Annotated in this window: 12 protein-coding genes; 3 read left to right on the plus strand and 9 right to left on the minus strand. The window is 71.6% G+C overall.

The window, feature by feature from the left end; genetic code table 11:
* Positions 1 to 5: 5 nt before the first annotated feature.
* The 9 genes from DEU36_RS08215 to DEU36_RS08255 are packed head-to-tail and all read right to left on the minus strand — an operon-like array spanning position 6 to position 9,161.
* Positions 6 to 848 carry a hypothetical protein gene (locus DEU36_RS08215; RefSeq protein ID WP_147374372.1) on the minus strand — a complete coding sequence of 281 codons (843 nt, stop codon included), beginning with the start codon at positions 846 to 848 and terminating at the stop codon, positions 6 to 8.
* Positions 845 to 1,450 (minus strand): bifunctional 4-hydroxy-2-oxoglutarate aldolase/2-dehydro-3-deoxy-phosphogluconate aldolase, encoded by a 606-nt coding sequence (locus DEU36_RS08220; protein WP_120263717.1) that lies wholly within the window; start codon positions 1,448 to 1,450, stop codon positions 845 to 847. The genes DEU36_RS08215 and DEU36_RS08220 overlap by 4 nt, the downstream gene beginning before the upstream one ends.
* Positions 1,447 to 2,394: a sugar kinase gene (locus DEU36_RS08225; protein ID WP_120263718.1), complete on the minus strand. Its 948-nt coding sequence runs from the start codon at positions 2,392 to 2,394 to the stop codon at positions 1,447 to 1,449. The genes DEU36_RS08220 and DEU36_RS08225 overlap by 4 nt, the downstream gene beginning before the upstream one ends.
* Positions 2,391 to 3,677, minus strand: coding sequence for a DUF4038 domain-containing protein (locus DEU36_RS08230; protein WP_120263719.1), 1,287 nt, complete (start codon positions 3,675 to 3,677; stop codon positions 2,391 to 2,393). The genes DEU36_RS08225 and DEU36_RS08230 overlap by 4 nt, the downstream gene beginning before the upstream one ends.
* A gap of 58 nt (positions 3,678 to 3,735) precedes the next feature.
* Positions 3,736 to 4,995, minus strand: coding sequence for an enolase C-terminal domain-like protein (locus tag DEU36_RS08235; RefSeq protein WP_120263720.1), 1,260 nt, complete (start codon positions 4,993 to 4,995; stop codon positions 3,736 to 3,738).
* Positions 4,992 to 5,873, minus strand: a complete 882-nt coding sequence (locus tag DEU36_RS08240) for an NAD(P)-dependent oxidoreductase (protein ID WP_120263721.1) — start codon at positions 5,871 to 5,873, stop codon at positions 4,992 to 4,994. The genes DEU36_RS08235 and DEU36_RS08240 overlap by 4 nt, the downstream gene beginning before the upstream one ends.
* Positions 5,870 to 6,808, minus strand: coding sequence for a carbohydrate ABC transporter permease (locus DEU36_RS08245; RefSeq protein WP_120263722.1), 939 nt, complete (start codon positions 6,806 to 6,808; stop codon positions 5,870 to 5,872). Before DEU36_RS08245 ends, DEU36_RS08240 begins: the two co-directional genes overlap by 4 nt.
* On the minus strand, positions 6,805 to 7,749 hold the full coding sequence (locus tag DEU36_RS08250; protein WP_120263723.1) for a carbohydrate ABC transporter permease: 945 nt from the start codon (positions 7,747 to 7,749) through the stop codon (positions 6,805 to 6,807). Before DEU36_RS08250 ends, DEU36_RS08245 begins: the two co-directional genes overlap by 4 nt.
* A 50-nt stretch (positions 7,750 to 7,799) precedes the next feature.
* Positions 7,800 to 9,161 (minus strand): extracellular solute-binding protein, encoded by a 1,362-nt coding sequence (locus DEU36_RS08255; RefSeq protein WP_120263724.1) that lies wholly within the window; start codon positions 9,159 to 9,161, stop codon positions 7,800 to 7,802.
* A 233-nt stretch (positions 9,162 to 9,394) separates the two neighbouring features.
* Here DEU36_RS08255 and DEU36_RS08260 point away from each other — a divergent pair, with 233 nt between their 5' ends.
* The 3 genes from DEU36_RS08260 to DEU36_RS08275 all read left to right on the plus strand — a co-directional run bounded on the left by DEU36_RS08260 (position 9,395) and on the right by DEU36_RS08275 (position 16,661).
* On the plus strand, positions 9,395 to 12,352 hold the full coding sequence (locus tag DEU36_RS08260; protein WP_120263725.1) for a sugar-binding protein: 2,958 nt from the start codon (positions 9,395 to 9,397) through the stop codon (positions 12,350 to 12,352).
* Positions 12,349 to 15,147 (plus strand): alpha-L-rhamnosidase, encoded by a 2,799-nt coding sequence (locus DEU36_RS16000; RefSeq protein WP_183045318.1) that lies wholly within the window; start codon positions 12,349 to 12,351, stop codon positions 15,145 to 15,147. Before DEU36_RS08260 ends, DEU36_RS16000 begins: the two co-directional genes overlap by 4 nt.
* A 116-nt stretch (positions 15,148 to 15,263) precedes the next feature.
* Entirely contained in the window at positions 15,264 to 16,661 is a 1,398-nt protein-coding gene (locus DEU36_RS08275; RefSeq protein ID WP_120263726.1) for a serine/threonine-protein kinase, read from the plus strand.
* Position 16,662 lies beyond the last annotated feature (1 nt).

Genomic DNA, 16,662 nt, shown 5'->3' on the forward strand with positions numbered 1-16,662 from the left:
CGAGTCTATGACGTCGCCTCCGGCGCGACATCGCCCGATCGATCGACACGCAGCGAGATGACGGACTCCCGGCTCTCCCCCGGCGCGAGGGTCAGGGTGCCGAGAGCGTCGAGGGGTGTGCCGTACGGGTCGGCGGCCGGCTCGAGGCCGACGGCATCCATCGCACCCCACCACGGGAAGCCGGCGCTCCCCCGCTGCTCCTGCCAGACGTAGAGCCGCGGCAGCAGCGCCGCGTCCCAGTGCAGTGAGACCTCGACACCGGCCTCGGGGGCGGTGATGGTCACGGCGCCGGCAGGTGCGGCGAGATCGGCGAAGGATGCCGCGGGCGCCGCGTCCAGCCGTATGACGCGGTCACCCGTGTGCACCGTGGAGGCCGGACCGAAGAGGTCGCCCGAGAACGCCGGGTGCTCGGCCCAGCCGTAGCTGACCGGATCACTGCCGACGTTCCGTACCGCGGTCTCGATGACGAGCAGGTTCGCGCGCACCGACATCCATCGGTCGATCGCGAGCGGAACCGTCCGCAGGACGACCGACGCGCGGCACGCGTTACGGCTGCCCGTGAGCCGCCAGGTGCGCCACGCGGCCTCGCCATGGAACGGCTGCGGCGGAGACGCCGTCGCGGGTGCGTCGCCGGCCCGCGGCAGCAGCAGGTGCCAGCCGCCGCGGTAGGCGCGATGCCACTGCGCACTCGAGTCGGCCATCACGAACGCGTCATCCGGATCGTCGGCCCACGGTGTCGACGCGAGCAGTTCACGCTCGGTGGGCAGGTGGCGCAATGACGAGATGCGAGCCCCGTCGGCCTCCACGACCGCGACGAGATCGCCCGAGCCGATGCGCATCCGCTTCACGGGGTCCGCCGGAGCGAAGCGACGAGGTCGCGGACCCGGCCCACGGGTTCACGAAACAGCCCGCCGCCGATCCCGACCGCGACGGCACCCGCGGCGATCCAGTCGGCGGCGGCGTCGATGCCGATGCCGCCGGTGGGCATGACGGCGACGTCGGGCATCACGTCGCGAACCGCGCGCAGGTGCCCGAGACCGCCGCTCGCGGCGGGGAAGAGCTTCACCAGGCCGGTCGCTCCTGCCGCAGCGCGCAGCTCGGTCGGGGTGAATCCGCCCGCGATGAAGGTCGCCTCGCCGGCTGCCGCGCGCACGGCGGCGTCGACGACCGTCGGCGACACGAGGAACCGTGCCCCAGCATCCCGCGCCGCCTCAGCCTGAGCCACGGTCGTAACGGTGCCGGCCCCGAGCAGGGTGCGGTCGAAGGCAGTGTCGCCGGCGATCTCCGCCAACACGCGGTCCCACCCCGGGGTCGTGGACGTGATCTCGAGCACCGGCAGTCCGGCGTCGAGGGCGAAATCGATCTGCCGACGCAGCTCGGCTTCCGACGACGCCCGAAGCACGGCGACGACGGCCGCGGCGGCGAGCGCTGCTCGCACGTCCGCGGTCATCGCCCGGCCTCCGCGAGGTCGCGGCGTGCAACCTCGAAGGCGTCGAGCTCGACGCGGCGGGGGAAGCCGTCGTGATCGCCGGGATCGGCGACGACCCGTGCCGCGCACCACGCCGCGACGGGCAGCGCCTCGTCGACGGTGTAGCCGCGCAGCGTGCACGAGATCCATGCCGCGGCGAAGGCGTCGCCGGCTCCGACGGGATGAGTCGGCGGGGTGACGGCGGACGCAGGAGTGAAGCGTCGACCCGCCGCGTCGCCGGCCATCGCCCCGCGACCTCCGAGCTTCACCACGACGACGCGGGGGCCACGCCGGGCGAGCTCGTCGACGGCGGCATCCGTCGATGTCGTGCCGGTGAGGATCCGGGCCTCGTCCTCGTTGCAGAAGAACGTGTCGACGACATCGAGCCAATCGTCGACGACTGCTCGGAGCTCGTCCTCCGACATCAGCTGCGGCCGGTGGTTGGCGTCGAGCGAGATCGGGATGCCGCGCATCGACGCCTCGTGGAGGACGTTCTCGAACAGCCCCTTCGGGCCTGCTCCGAGCGCGGGCGTGATGCAGGTGGCGTGCAACCACCCTGCCCCGTCGAGTGCCGCGGCCGGGAGGTCGTCCGAACGCAGTCGGCTCGCGGCGCTCGTCGCGCGGTAGTGCTCCGAACGGATGTCGTCGTCGTCCCGGCGCTGCTTGACGATCAGGCCCGTCTGCTCCCCGGGAGCAGCCACCACGAGGCGATCGTCGATGCCTTCAGCCCGCAGGGTCTCGCGCACGAGTCCCGCGAAGACGTCATCGCCGAGCCGAGAAGCCCACGCGACATCATGCCCGAGGCGCGCGAGCCCGACCGCGGTGTTGAGCTCCGCGCCCGCGACGGTCGCGCGGGTCAGGGTGCCCGCCTCATCGACGGTCGCGGTGGCGAGCGCCTCGCCGAACGTCACGATCCGCCCGTTCATCGTTCGCCCCCGCTGTGAACGGGGCGCAGTACGAACAGCGCGTCGCCGGTGAACTCGGGCTGCTCGAGCCGGATGCCGCCGTCGACCGCGGTCCACCGCGCGGCATCGGGCCGACGCGCCGCGAGGTCATGGAGTGTCACCCCGAGGCCGTCGGGCTCGACGCCTCCGAGGGTGAGCGAGAAGGGCGTGGGGGCGTAGACGGCGATCGTTCCATCGGGAGTGCGGCCGGCGACGGCCCCGGAGGGTTCGGCCACGAGCAGATCGGGCGCCGCGTCGAGGCCCCATAGCCGCTCCGCGTCGACGACACGGCGGAGGTACGCGACGTCCTCGGCGCCAGGGAAGGCCGCGGCGACGGAGAACGGGAACGGAGCCCCGTGCACGTCTTCGGCCGAGAAGCCCTCTCCTCGGCGATGCCACGACCAGACGCCGTGGGCGCCGTAGCCGAGACCCGCGGCAGCGCCCGAGACGACGCCGGTCCAGCTGGCGCGACGGACGTCGGCCGCCGAGTGGCGCGCGGTGCCGCGGAAGCGGCCGAGCCCTTCGTAGCAGGGCTCGAGGTTGATGATCGGCCGCGCGACGTCGAGGCCGCGGTAGTAGCGGGTGAGGTCGGCCGGCAGCGTCTCCCAGGCTTCGTTGTGCCCCGACTGGAGCGCGTGGAAGTCGACGAGTCCGCTGTCGGCCAGCGGCTGCGGCATCCGTGCTGTCGGAGTGTCGTGCCAGGTGACGAGCTGGCCGGGTGCGACCTCGCGCAGCAGCGCCGCCACCGAGCTGTACCGCTCGAGCGCGACGTCGTCGTCGAGATCGTCGTCGCCCGACACGATCCAGACCGGCTCGAACCGCTGGAACCTCGCCACCGTCTCTCGGACGTAGGTCTCGGTCTGCTCCGCGCTCAGCACGTGATCGGGAGTGAGGCGCGAGCCCCACGTGCCGGGCACGAAGTTGTTCCACAGCAGCACGAGCATCGGCGTGAAGCCCCGCTCGCGCGCCTGCTCGAGCATGCGCTCGGCGACGGCCCAGTAGTCGGGGTCACCGGCGCCGAAGTCGACCGCGCCGTCGCGGAGGGCGTACGGCGAGCGCGTGCCCGTCGAACGGTCGTGCTCGATGGGCAGGACGCTGATCAACAGCGCGTTGAAGCCCTGGCGGCGGCGGAGCTCGAGGTGGTCGAGCCACTCGTTCTCGGTCGGACCGCCGAAAGCCGCCCAGACGGTGTCAGCCAGGAGGAACGTCGGTTCGCCGCCGTGCAGCAGCCAGCGCCCCGAGGGCGCGATCGACCAGGTGGTCATGGATCTCTTTCGGGTTCGGGGATGGGGGGTCGGCGCGACGGCGCGGAGCGCCGCACGCTCAGGGCGCGATCAGGGCGCCGTCGGGGGCGCGGACGCCCGCGGCCCACGCGTCGTGCCCGGAAAGACCGGCGGGGAAGCGGGCGGCGGCGGCCTCGTCCATCTCGATGCCCCATCCGGGCGCGTCGTTCGGGGTCAGCCAGCCATCGACGATGTCGATCATCCCGGGGAAGACCTCGTGCGTCGCGTCGTTGTAGACGTGCCCTTCCTGGATGCCGAAGGCCGGCGAGGTCACATCGAGCGCGACGGCGGCGGCGACGGCGAACGGCGAGGCGTCGCCCGGCGAATGCCAGGCCGTGCGCACTCCCTCGATGTCGGCGAGGACGGCGAGCCGGCGTGCGGCGCTGACTCCCCCGACATCCGAGAGATGGCTGCGGATGTAGTCGACGTGATGCTCGCGGATCAAGCGGGCCGCGTCGGTGAAGGAGGTCGCGAGCTCGCCGACCGCTATCGGCACCGGGGAGGCGGCACGCACCTCGGCGAGGCGGTGCCAGTGCTCGGGCGCCAGCACGTCTTCGAGGAAGAAGGGACGGTAGGGCTCGAGCGAACGGGCGAGCGCGATCGCCGTCGCCGGCGTCAACCGCGAGTGGACGTCGTGCAGCAGCTCGACCCCGTCGCCGAGCGCTTCGCGCACGTGGGCGAACAGCTGCGGCGTGCGGACGAGATAGTCCTCGACACGCCATCCCGCGGGGTTCTTCGCCCACACGAACGAACCCGCGACGGGCGGGGCGCCGTAGTGCCCGACCCCCTGCTGACCGGTCTGGATGCGCACATGCCGCTGACCCGCGGCCATGAGCTCGCGCGCGTGATCCGTGGTCTCGTCGAAATCGGCGCCCTCGGCGTGCAGGTAGGTGTCGGCCGCGGCGCGCACGCGGCCGCCGAACAGCTCGTACACCGGCATCCCGGCGCGCTTGCCCGCGATGTCCCACAGCGCCATGTCGATGCCCGAGAGCGCGTTGTTGCCGACCGGACCCTCGCGCCAGTAGCCGGTGAACCGCACGAGACGCAGCAGGTCTTCGATGTCGCCGGGGTATCGCCCGACGAGCAGGGGGCGCACGTGGTCGAGGAACGCCACGACAGCCTGCCAGCGCTGCGTGAAGGTCGCGCAGCCGTAGCCCCACAAGCCGTCCTCGTCGGTGTCGATGCGGACGACGACCAGCGGGATGCCCTCGGGCGCCGTCACGATCGCCCGCACATCCGTGATGCGCACGTTCTCGCGAGGCATCCATGGCTGATCGAAGGTCGTGGGCTCTGTCGTCATCGGTCGCTCCTCACGAGTGCCGGGTAGGGGGTGGCCGTGCCGTCGTGGATCGACTCGCGCGGCTCGAAGCCGAGCACCGTCCGCGCGGCGGTCAGGTCGACGAGCGCGTCATGGCCCGACAGGTGCGCCGGCGGCTCGGCGGCGGGCGCGTAGCGGCGCAGCAAGTCGGCCGTGGGCACATCGAGCAGGGTGTCGCGGGCGCTGAGCGGCACGACTTCGGCGCCGGCGACATCCGCCCACAGCGCCCGCTCGACCGCGCGCACGGCGTCGGACATCGTCAGGTACGCCCAGCCCTCGCGGGCCATCCGCGCGGGATCGGCCCGGACCTCGTCGGCGACCTCGCGCAAGACGTGCGGCCATTTCACGAGCGGGAACCGCAGCGCGACGACGTCGATCCCGTACCTCCGGTGCGCGTACCGGGCCGTCGCCTCGTCGGCGAGCTTCGACAGCGAGTAGGCGTCGGCGATGTCGGGCGGCGTCTCGACGTCGAGCGGGAACGCCGGCGGGAACGTGTCGTGCGGGTTGTTCGGGTAGCCGATGGCGTTGATACTGCTTGCGATGACGGCACGGCGGACGCCCGCCTCGGCGGCGCGCGTGAGCACGTTGAACGTCGCGGAGGTGTTGACGCGGAAGACGTCGTAGGGGGTGCCCAGACTCGGATGCGGGATGGCGGCGAAGTGCGCGACGGCGTCGACGTCGCGCATCGCCTCCTCGACGTCGGACCGCGAGGTCGCGTCGCCCGTGATCTGCCGATCGGCGGGATGCGCTCCCCCGAATGCGAGCGACAGCGCCGTGACCTGGTGTCCGCTCGCGACGAGGCGGTCGCTGACTGCACGACCGATCTCGCCGTCGGCGCCGGTGACGAGGACGCGGCTCATCCCTTGACCCCGCCCGCCATGCTCGCGCCGCGGAGGAACTGCCGCTGGAAGATGAGGAACAGCGCCACGGGGATGATCAGCGAGAGGAACAGGGCCGCCATCTGAACGCTCAGCTCGGTCTGATCCGCGAGGCGCGGCAGAGCCACCGACACCGGCTGCTTGTCGGGGTCGGGCAGCACGAGCAGGGGCCAGAGGTAGTCCTTCCACGACGCGACGACCGTCAGCAGGCCCACGACTCCGAGGATCGGCCGCGACAGCGGGAGGACGATGCTCCAGAGGATGCGGAGCGGGCCCGCGCCGTCGATGCGTGCCGCCTCGTACAGGTCGGCGGGGATCGCCTCGAGGAACCGGGCGATGATGAGCACGTTGAACGCTGCGGCGCCGGCGGGCAGCCACACGGCCCACCAGGTGTTGATCAGCGAGACCCCCAGCACCGGCAGCTCGCGCACCGTCAGGTAAAGCGGCACGAGCGAGACGATGGAGGGGATGAACAGCGTCGCGAGAATGGCTCCGGACAGGAGCTTGCCCCACCGCGGCCGGAGCACGGTGATCACGAAGGCCGCCGTCGTCGAGACGACGAGGGTCACCACGACCGATCCCGCCGCGAGGATCGCGGTGTTGGTGAGGTAGTGGCCGATACGGCCGCGCTCCCACGCGATGGCGAGGTTCTCCCACTGCACCGTCCCGCTGGCGAAGAACGAGAACGGACCGCGGATGAGGTCCTGCGTCGGCGAGACCGCCGCGAGCGCGAGCCAGATGAGCGGACCGAGTCCGGCGATGAGCAGGCCCGCGAGCACCACGACCTGACCGATGCCCAGCCAGACGCGCACCGATGGGCGCTGACGGTCGCTGTCGGAGATGTTCGTGCGCGAAAGCGGTTCGGGGGCGACGTCGCGGCGCCGGGTGAGCCGCCGGGAGGGAAGAAGGGCGCTCATGCTCGGCTCCAGCGTCGGGTCAGTCGGAAGTAGAGGAGCGACAGCAGACCGAGCGATGCGGCGAGCAGCACGCTCAGCGCGGTCGCGGCGCCGTAGTCGACGCGCACGAAGGCGTAGTCGTAGATCGTCATGAGCAGCGTCTTGGTGGCGCCCTGCGGTCCGCCGCCGGTGAAGAGGAACGGCTCGGTGAAGATCTGCATCGTGCCGATGACCTGCAGCAGCAGCATCGTGGCGATGATGCCGCGCATCTGCGGGAGAGTCACGTGCCAGACGCGACGCCAGATCCCCGCTCCGTCGAGCTCCGCCGCCTCGTAGAGCTCGGAGGGGATGCTCGTGAGGGCTGCGATGTAGATGATGATCGCCGTGCCCGCGCCGGCCCACGTCGTCTCGAGGACGATGGAGGGCATGGCCGTGGCCGTCGAGTTCAGCCAGGGCAGCGGGCCGATGCCGACCCAGCCGAGGACGGTGTTGAACAGGCCGTCGGCGTCGGGGGCGTAGAAGAACTTCCACAGCAGGATCGCGACGACCGGCGGCACCATGACCGGCAGGTAGGCCAGCGCGCTGAAGTACCAGCTGCGCGAGCGCATCTCGGAGATGAAGACGGCGAGGGCCAGCGGCACCGGGAAGCCGAACAGCACCGCGAGCGCGGTGTAGTAGATCGTGTTCAGGGTCGCCTGCGGAAGACCGGGGTCCGACAGGACGTAGGCGAAGTTCTCCCACCCGACGAAGCTGCTCTCACCTCCGATGACGACGCGCTGCACGCTCATGGCGAGCGAGCTGACGATGGGCCCCCACGAGAAGTAGAGGAAGACGACGATCGCGGGCGCCGCGATCGCGAGTGCCGTCAGGCTGGGACGACACCGGCGTCGGCGGCGCGGCTCCGTCTCGGGGGATGCGGGCGCCGACGCCGTCGTCCGGGTCCGGGTTCTCACGTCGGTCATGGGGTCCTCCGGTCGGGGGTGGGCCGAGATGATCGGCCCACCCCGTCGGGTCAGCGGCTCAGGCGGGACTGGACGTCGCTCTGTGCGGTGGCGAGGAGCGCGGGGATGTCGGCGCCCTTGTCGGTCAGCACCGTCTGGACGACGGTGTCGAGTGCGCCGTACACCTCCTGCGCGTTGTTCACGGGCTCGGGCACGATCGGGATGTCGGCCGATGCCTCGAGGTAGGGCGTGAAGTTCTCGCTCGGGACGTTGATGTAGTCGGCGATCCAGGTGAAGTACTCGGAGTACTGGTCGGCATTGACGACCGGCAGCCCGGGGAGCCCCGTGACGGAGCCGGCCTCGTTCGACGCGCGCGCGTCGTCGACGGCGGTGTCCTCGTCGAGGAAGCGCTGGAGGTAGAAGAACTCCACCCACTTCACCGCGGCGGTCTTCTCGGCGTCGCTCGCGTTCGGGTTCACGATCTGCACCGTGCCGCCGCTCAGCGTGCCCTGCGTGCCGCCGGACTGCGGCATCCCTCCGATGCCGAACTGCTCGGCGGGCAGCTTCAGGTTCTGGACCACGTTGTAGTACGAGTCGCTCGCGCCGAGGATCATGCCGATCTTGCCGGCGGCGAAGTCCTGTCCCTGCGACTGCACGTCGTAGAGCGTGTTCTCGGGGAGCGTGCCGTCATCCCAGCGCATCGTCTGCAGCAGGTCGAGGGCATCCGTCGACGGGGTGTCGTCGAAGGTGGCCTTCGAGCCATCCTCGTTCTCGACGGTGCCGCCGAACGAGTAGGTCATACCGGTGAACTGCCATCCGCCCGTGTTCGCGGTCGTCAGCACGGAGAAGCCGGCGGCGTCGGTCGCATCGCTGATCTTCTTCGCCGCCTCGCGGACCTCGTCCCACGTCTTCGGCGGGTTCTCGGGGTCGAGGCCCGCCTGCGTGAACACATCGCGGTTGTAGACCAGACCGAACGAGTAGGCGTTCGTGGGGATGGCGAAGACGCGATCGTCGCTGTTCTTGGTGAGGGCGAGGATCGTCGGGTTCAGCGCATCGAGCAGACCCTCGCTCTCGAGCGCATCGGTGATGTCGGCGGCCTGGTTCCGCTTGATGAGGCCCTGCGGCTCGGTGAGCGGCACGCTCATGACGTCGGGCAGGCTGCCGCCCGCAGCGAGCGCCTGGAATGTCGAGGCGTCGTAGCCGGTCTCGACGGGCTGCAGGTCGATGTCCGGGTTCGCCTTCTCGAACGCGGCGACGCGCTCGTCGAAGTAGGCGCGGTCCTCGGGCCGGTCGGCGGTCGGGCGGTCGCCGACCTCGATCGTGACGGTGCCATCGGCGGGCGCAGATGCGTCGCTGCTGCAGCCCGTGAGGGCGGCGACGGACAGGCCTCCGACCGCGATCGCGACCGCGACGGAACGGAAACGTTTCGTCATTGAAACTCCTAGGTGTGAGTGGCAAGCAGGAAAAACGATTGCTCTCCGATGTCTAGCACCTCTCGACCCGACACGTCAAAACCAATTCGCCTGAGCGTGTCGCGGCGCGACAATTCGAGGGGGAACCTCGGTCGGGCTGTTGACAGATCCATCACCTGCCATCCAGACTTCCCGCTGGACAAACGATTTTCCTAACCGTCTACCATCCGCGAACACTCGACGAGGAGCACCGCGTGCCGAAGCATCCTTCCCCCCATCCCCGTTCCGCCCCGCGGCTCGTCGCCGCCACCGCTGCCATCGCCCTCACGCTTACCGCCGGCGTGGCGCTCGCCGCGCCGGCATCCGCCGACGCACCCGCACTGTCGCTCCGCCCCGAGGCATGGGGCAACCTCTTCGACGACGGCGACTCCGTGTCGTTCCGGTACGACACGACGGCCCCGACCATCAGCTGGCGCGTCGTCGACGGCTGGGGCGAGGTCGTCGACGACGGCACGGAGCAGGCCGACGGCACCCTGACCTCGACGGTGACCGACCGCGGCTGGTATCGCCTCGAAGTGACCGCCGTCGGCGACGGCGAGACTCGCGCGGCGACGACGTTCGCGATCCTCCCCGACGCGGATGCCGCCGCCTCGGCGACCGGCCGGTTCGGTGCCGCCACACACTACGGACAGTCATGGGATCCGGCCTCGATGCAGGCGCTGAGCGCCGGCGGCTTCGCTCAGCTGCGCGACGAGGTCTACTGGAGCGAGGTCGAGACGCAGCCCGGCGTCTACGACTGGTCGCGGGCTCGTGCCGAGTTCCTCGACCCCGCGCGCGAGCAGGGCATCCGCCCACTGCTGCTCGCCGGATACGGCAACCCCCTCTACGACTCGGGCAACGGCCCCGTCAGCGCCGAAGCCGTCGCCGCGTACGCCGACTATGCCGCGGCGATGGCCGCCGAGTTCGGCGACATGTCCACCGGCATCGAGGTCTGGAACGAGTGGGACCTCGGGCTCGGGGGCAACACGAACGTCTCGCCCGAGGACTACGTCGCCCTACTCTCGGCCGCAGCACCCGCAATCAGGGAGGCCGCCCCCGACCTGCCGGTCATCGGCCCCGCGGTGGCCAACCTCAACACCGACTGGCTGGAGCGGACGTTCCAGCTCGGCGCGCTCGATCACCTCGACGGCGTCGTGCTCCATCCCTACAGCTACCCCGTCGGAGCAGACGCCCTCGACGAGACGCTGACGCGCATCGATACCCTGGTGCGGCGCTACAACGGCGGCCAGCCGAAGCCCCTGTGGATCACCGAGCACGGCTGGCCCACCGGCACGAACGCGCGCGCCGTGTCTGAGCGTCAGCAGGCGTCCGACATCGCGAAGTCGGCGGTGATCGCGGCAGCCCATGACGCCGCCCGGTACTACGTGTACGACCTCGTCAACGACGGCGTCGACGACGCCGAGACGGAAGAGAACTTCGGCCTGCTGCACCACCCCGACGACGAGCTCGGCGCCTTCACCCCGAAGCCCTCGTTCGCCGCCTACTCCGTGGCGGCCGACGCCCTCGCGACGGCGACGTTCGCCGGGCGTGACGAGCCGCTGCCCGGCCTGCGCCAGGTGCGGTTCGCCACCGCCGACGGACCACTGCACGTCCTGTGGTCCGATGGCCCGCAGACGGTGGCGCTCGAGGTCGGCGGGTCGGCCGAACTGACGACGATGTTCGGCGACGCCGAGACCGTCAGCGGCAGCGCGGATGCCCCGGTGCTGGCGCAGACGGGCACGGAACCGCTGTACGTCCGGGGCGAGGTGACAGCCATCACGCAGACCGGTGCCGGCCTGACGCTCGACGCGGGTGTCGTCGGCGCCCCGATCACGGGTTCGTGGACCGTGCAGGGTCGGGCAGATGCCGCGTCATCGTGGCGTCTCGTGCTGCCGGACGGTTCCGAGGCGACCCAGACCACCGGACCCGGTGCCACCGCGAGCGCGGCGGTCTCCCTCCCGGCTCCCACCACCTCGGGAACCTACGAGACCAGCGCGCGCGTCTACGACGGCGACCGCTACGTCGGTACGCTCCGCGCCGCCGCGTCGGTGAGCGAACCCGTGACGCTGCAGGCTGCGCAGGCCTTCACGGCGGAGGGCGCCTCGGTGCTCCGCATCCGCGTCGCCAACGCCTCCGCGACCACCCGTGCGCTCGACTCGCTGTCGTACACGCTCGGTGACGTCGGTGGGCAGCCGGAGGCTCCGGCGTCGATCGGCGCGAATTCGGATGCCGTCGTCGACATCCCGCTCGACGCGCTGGCCGGCCCCGCGACCTTCACCGCGACGGCGGTCGTCGACGGGGCGACGCTGACGGCCTCGGGACGCGTCGCACCGGTCGACGCGGCATCCGTCCTGCCTGCCTCTCATCGCGCGATCACCGTCGACGGCTCGCTCGACGATCTCGACGGCGTCACGCCGATCGCCTTCGCCGCCAACCCCGAGGCCGACGACGACGATCAATCCGCCGTCGCCTGGCTCACCTGGGACGAGGAGTACCTGTATCTCTCGGCCGATGTGGCCGACGACGTGCACGACCAGCCCGCGCAGGGCGCGAACATCTGGCAGGGCGATTCGATCCAGTTCACCGTCGCAGGCGGCGCCCCGGGGGCTGCGACCACCTGGCATGAGTTCGGCATGGCGCTCACGAGCGCCGGCCCGCAGCTTTACCGCTGGCTCTCGGTCGACGCGGGCGCGGGCCCGGTGCCCGGTGCTCCGGTCGCCATCTCCCGCGATGACGACGCCGGGCGGACCGTGTACGAGACGGCGATCCCGTGGGCACTGCTGCGGGGCGTCGACAGGACGACGTCGCTTCTGAGCAGCGCCGCGATCGTCAACGAGGCGGACGGGACCGGTCGCGCCGGCTTCCTCGCCTGGGGCGGGGGCATCGCGGGCGAGAAGGACTCGGGCGAATTCACCGCCGTGCGGCTGCTCGCGCCGGCACCGGTCGTCGAGGCGCCCGTCGACCCCACGCAGCCCGCGACGCCGGGCGACGGCGGTACGACGGCACCCGGCGTCGCCGACGGGGGCAACGGAACCGCCGCGGGGACCACCGAGGCGCGCGCCTTGGCGAGCACGGGCGGATCACCGCTGTTCGGGTGGCTCGGCGCAGCCGTGCTGACGGGAGTCGGCGGCATCGCCCTCCTGACGGCGCGCCGGGCGACGCGGCAGTCGTGAGCATCGCTCGCGCTCCGCGCATCGTCGCCCTGCGCGTGGGGCGGCGGCGGGATCTCTCCGTCGCCGCCTCACCGCGACCTCCCGTGTCGTGGCTCGTCGAGGCGCCCGCCACGTGGAAGGCGGACCGAGCCGAGCTGCGGCTCGACGGTGCGACGACCGTGAGCGTGCGTCCCTACGGTGTCCTCGAGGACTGGCCATTCGCTCCGCTCCACGCCGGCTCGTCTCACACGCTCGAGGCCCGCGTCGTCGGCGTCGACGGCACGGCGAGCGCCTGGTCGGAACCCCGCGAGGTCCGCGCCGCGTTCCCCGCTACGGCGTGGGCCACGCCCTTCCTGTACCTCGCGAACCCCGGGTCTGTCGCCCAGCCCTTCCTCGCGCGGCGCGAGTTCGCGGTCGCCGAGACGGTCGTCGCCGCCGAGCTGCAGGTGGCGGCGCACGGCGTCTACCGCGCACGGCTGAACGGCGCCGACGTCGACGACGCCGTGCTGCAGCCCGGCTGGACCGCCTACCAGCACCGGCTCCCCCTGCACCTGACCGATGTCACCCCCTCCCTGCGACCGGGCGAGATGAACGCTCTCACGCTCGAGGTCGCGGGCGGCTGGTTCACCGAGACGTACGGTTTCGGCGAGACAGCGGAACGCTTCTACGGCGATCAACCCGGCGTCGGCCCCCTTCTCCGCCTGCGCCACCGCGACGGCCGCATCGAGGAGATCCGCGCCGACGGCCGCTGGCGGCTGTACGGCGACGGCGAGCTCGTCTCGAGCGGCATCTACGCCGGCGACGAGGTCGACCTCCGCCGGCATCCGCACGGCTGGGATGTCGCGGGGTTCGACGACACCGCCTGGGGGGCTCCGGGCCTGACGCAGCCCGACCGGCAGCCCGAGGCCATCGACGTCGAGCCGGTGCGGCGCATCCGGTTCCTGCCCGTCGCGACCATGCCCGAGAGCGCTGATCCCGGGCTCGTCCTGCTCGATTTCGGACAGAACATCGTCGGACGAGTGAGATTCCGGGTCTCCGGGCCGGCCGGCACGCGGATCGTTCTGCGACACGCGGAGGTGCTCGACGGCGGGAGGCTGAGCACGAGACCGCTGCGGGCCGCCGCGGCGACCGACACATTCGTGCTCGACGGCACCGATGACAGCGTCTGCGAGCCGCGCTTCACCTTTCACGGATTCCGCTACGTCGAGGTCAGCGGCTACCCCGGCGAGCTCGATCCCGCGGACTTCAGCGCCGTCGTGCTGCACACCGACATGAAGCGCACCGGCTGGTTCTCGTGCTCCGACGAGCGCCTCACGCGTCTGCACGAGAACATCGTGCGGAGCTTCACCGGCAACGCCCTCGCACTGCCCACCGACTGCCCGCAGCGCGACGAGCGGCTCGGGTGGACAGGCGATGCGCAGGTATTCGCCCCGACGGCCGCGTCCCTCTTCGACGCCGACGCATTCTTCTCGTCGTGGCTGATCGATGTCGCCGCAGAGCAGGGCTGCCGAGGCGGCCGGGTGCCGACGGTGGTTCCGCAGACGCTCGGGCGATTGGGCGAGACGATGGCGGCGGGCTGGGGCGACGCCATCACCGTCATCCCGACGGTGATGCACGAGCGTTTCGGCGATACGCGGCTGCTCGAGCAGATGACAGGCCCGATGCGAGCATGGGTCGACGCGGTGGCGCACGCCGCCGGGCCTGAGCGGCTCTGGGAACGCGGGTTCCAGTACGGCGACTGGCTCGATCCGACCTCCGTCCGACCCGACAAGGCCAAGACCGATCCCGGGCTCGTCGCCACGGCCTACTTCGCTCACTCGGCCCGGCTGACCGCGAACGCGCTCGCCCGCTCCGGGGAAGCGCCGGCGGCCGGTCGATACGCCGCGGTCGCGGACGACGTCCGCGATGCGTTCGCAGCCTCGTACGTCACACCGCGCGGCCGCCTCTCCTCCGACGCCCCGACGGCATACGCCCTCGCGCTCGAGTTCGATCTGCTCCCGAGCCGATTGCGTTCCGCCGCCGCCGCGCGTCTCGCCTTCCTCCTCCGCGCGGGCGGATACCGCATGGCCACGGGCTTCCTCGGGACCCCGCTCGTCCTCGACGCCCTGCTGTCGAACGGGCAGTCGTGGGCTGCCGAACGACTGCTGCTGCAGACGATGTGCCCATCCTGGCTCTATCCGCTCTCTCAGGGCGCGACGACCGTCTGGGAGCGATGGGATGCCGTACGACCCGACGGGTCGCTGCACCCCTCGGGCATGACCTCGCTCAACCACTACGCGCTCGGATCCGTCGGAGATGTCCTGCACCGGCGCCTCGGCGGGCTCGCGTGCGCGGAACCCGGCTGGGCCCGGCTGCGGATCCAGCCGTGGTTCGTGTCGACGCTGAAGCACGCGGGCGTCACGCACGACACGCCGCGGGGCCGAGCCTCCGTTGCGTGGGAACGGGATGCCGACAGCCGCGAGCGGGTTCGCGTTCGGGCGGACGTCCCTCACGGGGTGACGGCGCTCGTCGATCTCGGCGACCGCGCACCGTTCGAGGTGGGTGCCGGAACCCACACGTGGGAAGCCGCCGCCGAGGTCCGCGACTCGCCCCGGGTCGGCGTCGACTCCGACCTCGCCCTGATCGCGGACACCCCGGATGCCTGCGGCGCGGTGTCCCGCTCGATCGCGGAGCACTCCGCCGAGATGGCGGAGGAGTTCGACGCGTACATCCGCTGGGTCCCGGGCAGCCGGTTGCGCGATGAGCTCGCCGCCGTCGCCGCACCGGACGCGGTGGTCACGCGCGTCGATCGCGCGCTCGGTGCCCTCCCCCGCTGAGTCTCGGCATCCGCCCCGTTCCCGTTCCCGGTGTCAAGACCCTGGCCCGCGGGCGGGTGGGCTCTACGGTGGAGCCTGGCCGCTCCGACCCGGGGACGCGGCCGCAGGGAGACGACATGGCGACGAACGAACCTCCGCCCACGGAGGCGATGCTCGACGGCCGGTACCGACTGGGCGAATGCGTGGGCCAGGGCGGGATGGCCCGGGTCTATCGCGCCGAAGACGAGTTGCTCGGGCGCACCGTGGCGATCAAACTCCTGCGCCCCGAGATGGAAGGCGCGACGACATCCGCACGCGCGCGCAGCGAGATGACCGTGCTCGCGTCGCTGAACCATCCTGCCCTCGTCACGCTCTACGACGCTCAGCTGGCGCCGGGCCGCGCGGAGTATCTGGTCATGGAGTTCGTCGACGGCCCGACCCTCGCGGCACGCATCGCCGAGGGTCCGCTGCCCGCCGAGCAGGCGGCCGTCCTCGTCTCCGATCTCGCCGAGGCTCTCCACGTCGTTCACGACGCCGGCATCGTGCACCGCGACATCAAGCCCTCCAACGTCCTCCTGGCGCCGGTGCCTCCGCTCGGCAACCGGTCGGGAGCGAAGCTCGCCGATTTCGGGATCTCGGTGCTGGTGGATGCCGCCCGGGTCACGCAGCCGGGAACGGTCATCGGAACAGCCGCGTACCTCTCACCCGAACAGCTCACCGGGGCGCCGCCTGCTCCACCGGCCGACATCTACGCGCTCGGCCTGGTCGCTCTCGAGGTCCTCACCGGCCAGCGCGGCTTCCCTCGCGCCGAGGGGGTCGGCGAGGCGCTCGCACGGCTCACCCTCGCACCCGACATCCCCGACTCGCTCGACCCCGCGTGGGCGTCTCTGCTGGGCCGCATGACGGCCAGGCGCCCCGAAGACCGGCCGAGCGCGGTCGAGGTGTTCGCCGCGGCATCCGATCTGGCACGCCGACCGGCGACACCCACGCTTCCCGCTGTGCCTGCAGCGGTCGCGGCGGCCGTACCCTCCGTGACCACACTCACCACCGAAGCGATCCCCCCGACGGCGACCAGGATCCTTCCTGCGGCGGCCGCGGGGGTCTCGCGGGAGACGACCGGGCGCCGTCAGCGCTCGCGTGCGCGCATCGGACTCGTCGGCGGCCTGACAGCCGCGGCGCTCGCAGCCACCGCGCTCGGCGGGATGTGGCTCGGCGCCGCGACCGGAGAGAACGCACCGGCCACACCCGCCGACACCGAGCAGTCGGCGGCTCCCGAGCCGGCTCCCACCGAGGCGTCCGAGCCCGCGACCATCGTGAACGACCAATCCGACCAGCCCGAGCAGACGGAACAGCCCGTTCAGCAACCTGCCGGGCCCGCCGAGAACACGACCGAGCGGAAGGGGCCGGGGGAAGACCGCAAGGCGGCCGACGACGCGGCGAAGCAGGCGGAGCAGGAGGCGAAGAAGCGAGCCGACGAACAGCGGAAGGCCGAGGAGCGAGACAGCCGACGAGACGAGGACAAGCCCGGGGGCTGAC

Origin of the sequence: Microbacterium sp. AG238 (assembly GCF_003610405.1) — a bacterium.
Lineage (GTDB): Bacteria > Actinomycetota > Actinomycetes > Actinomycetales > Microbacteriaceae > Microbacterium.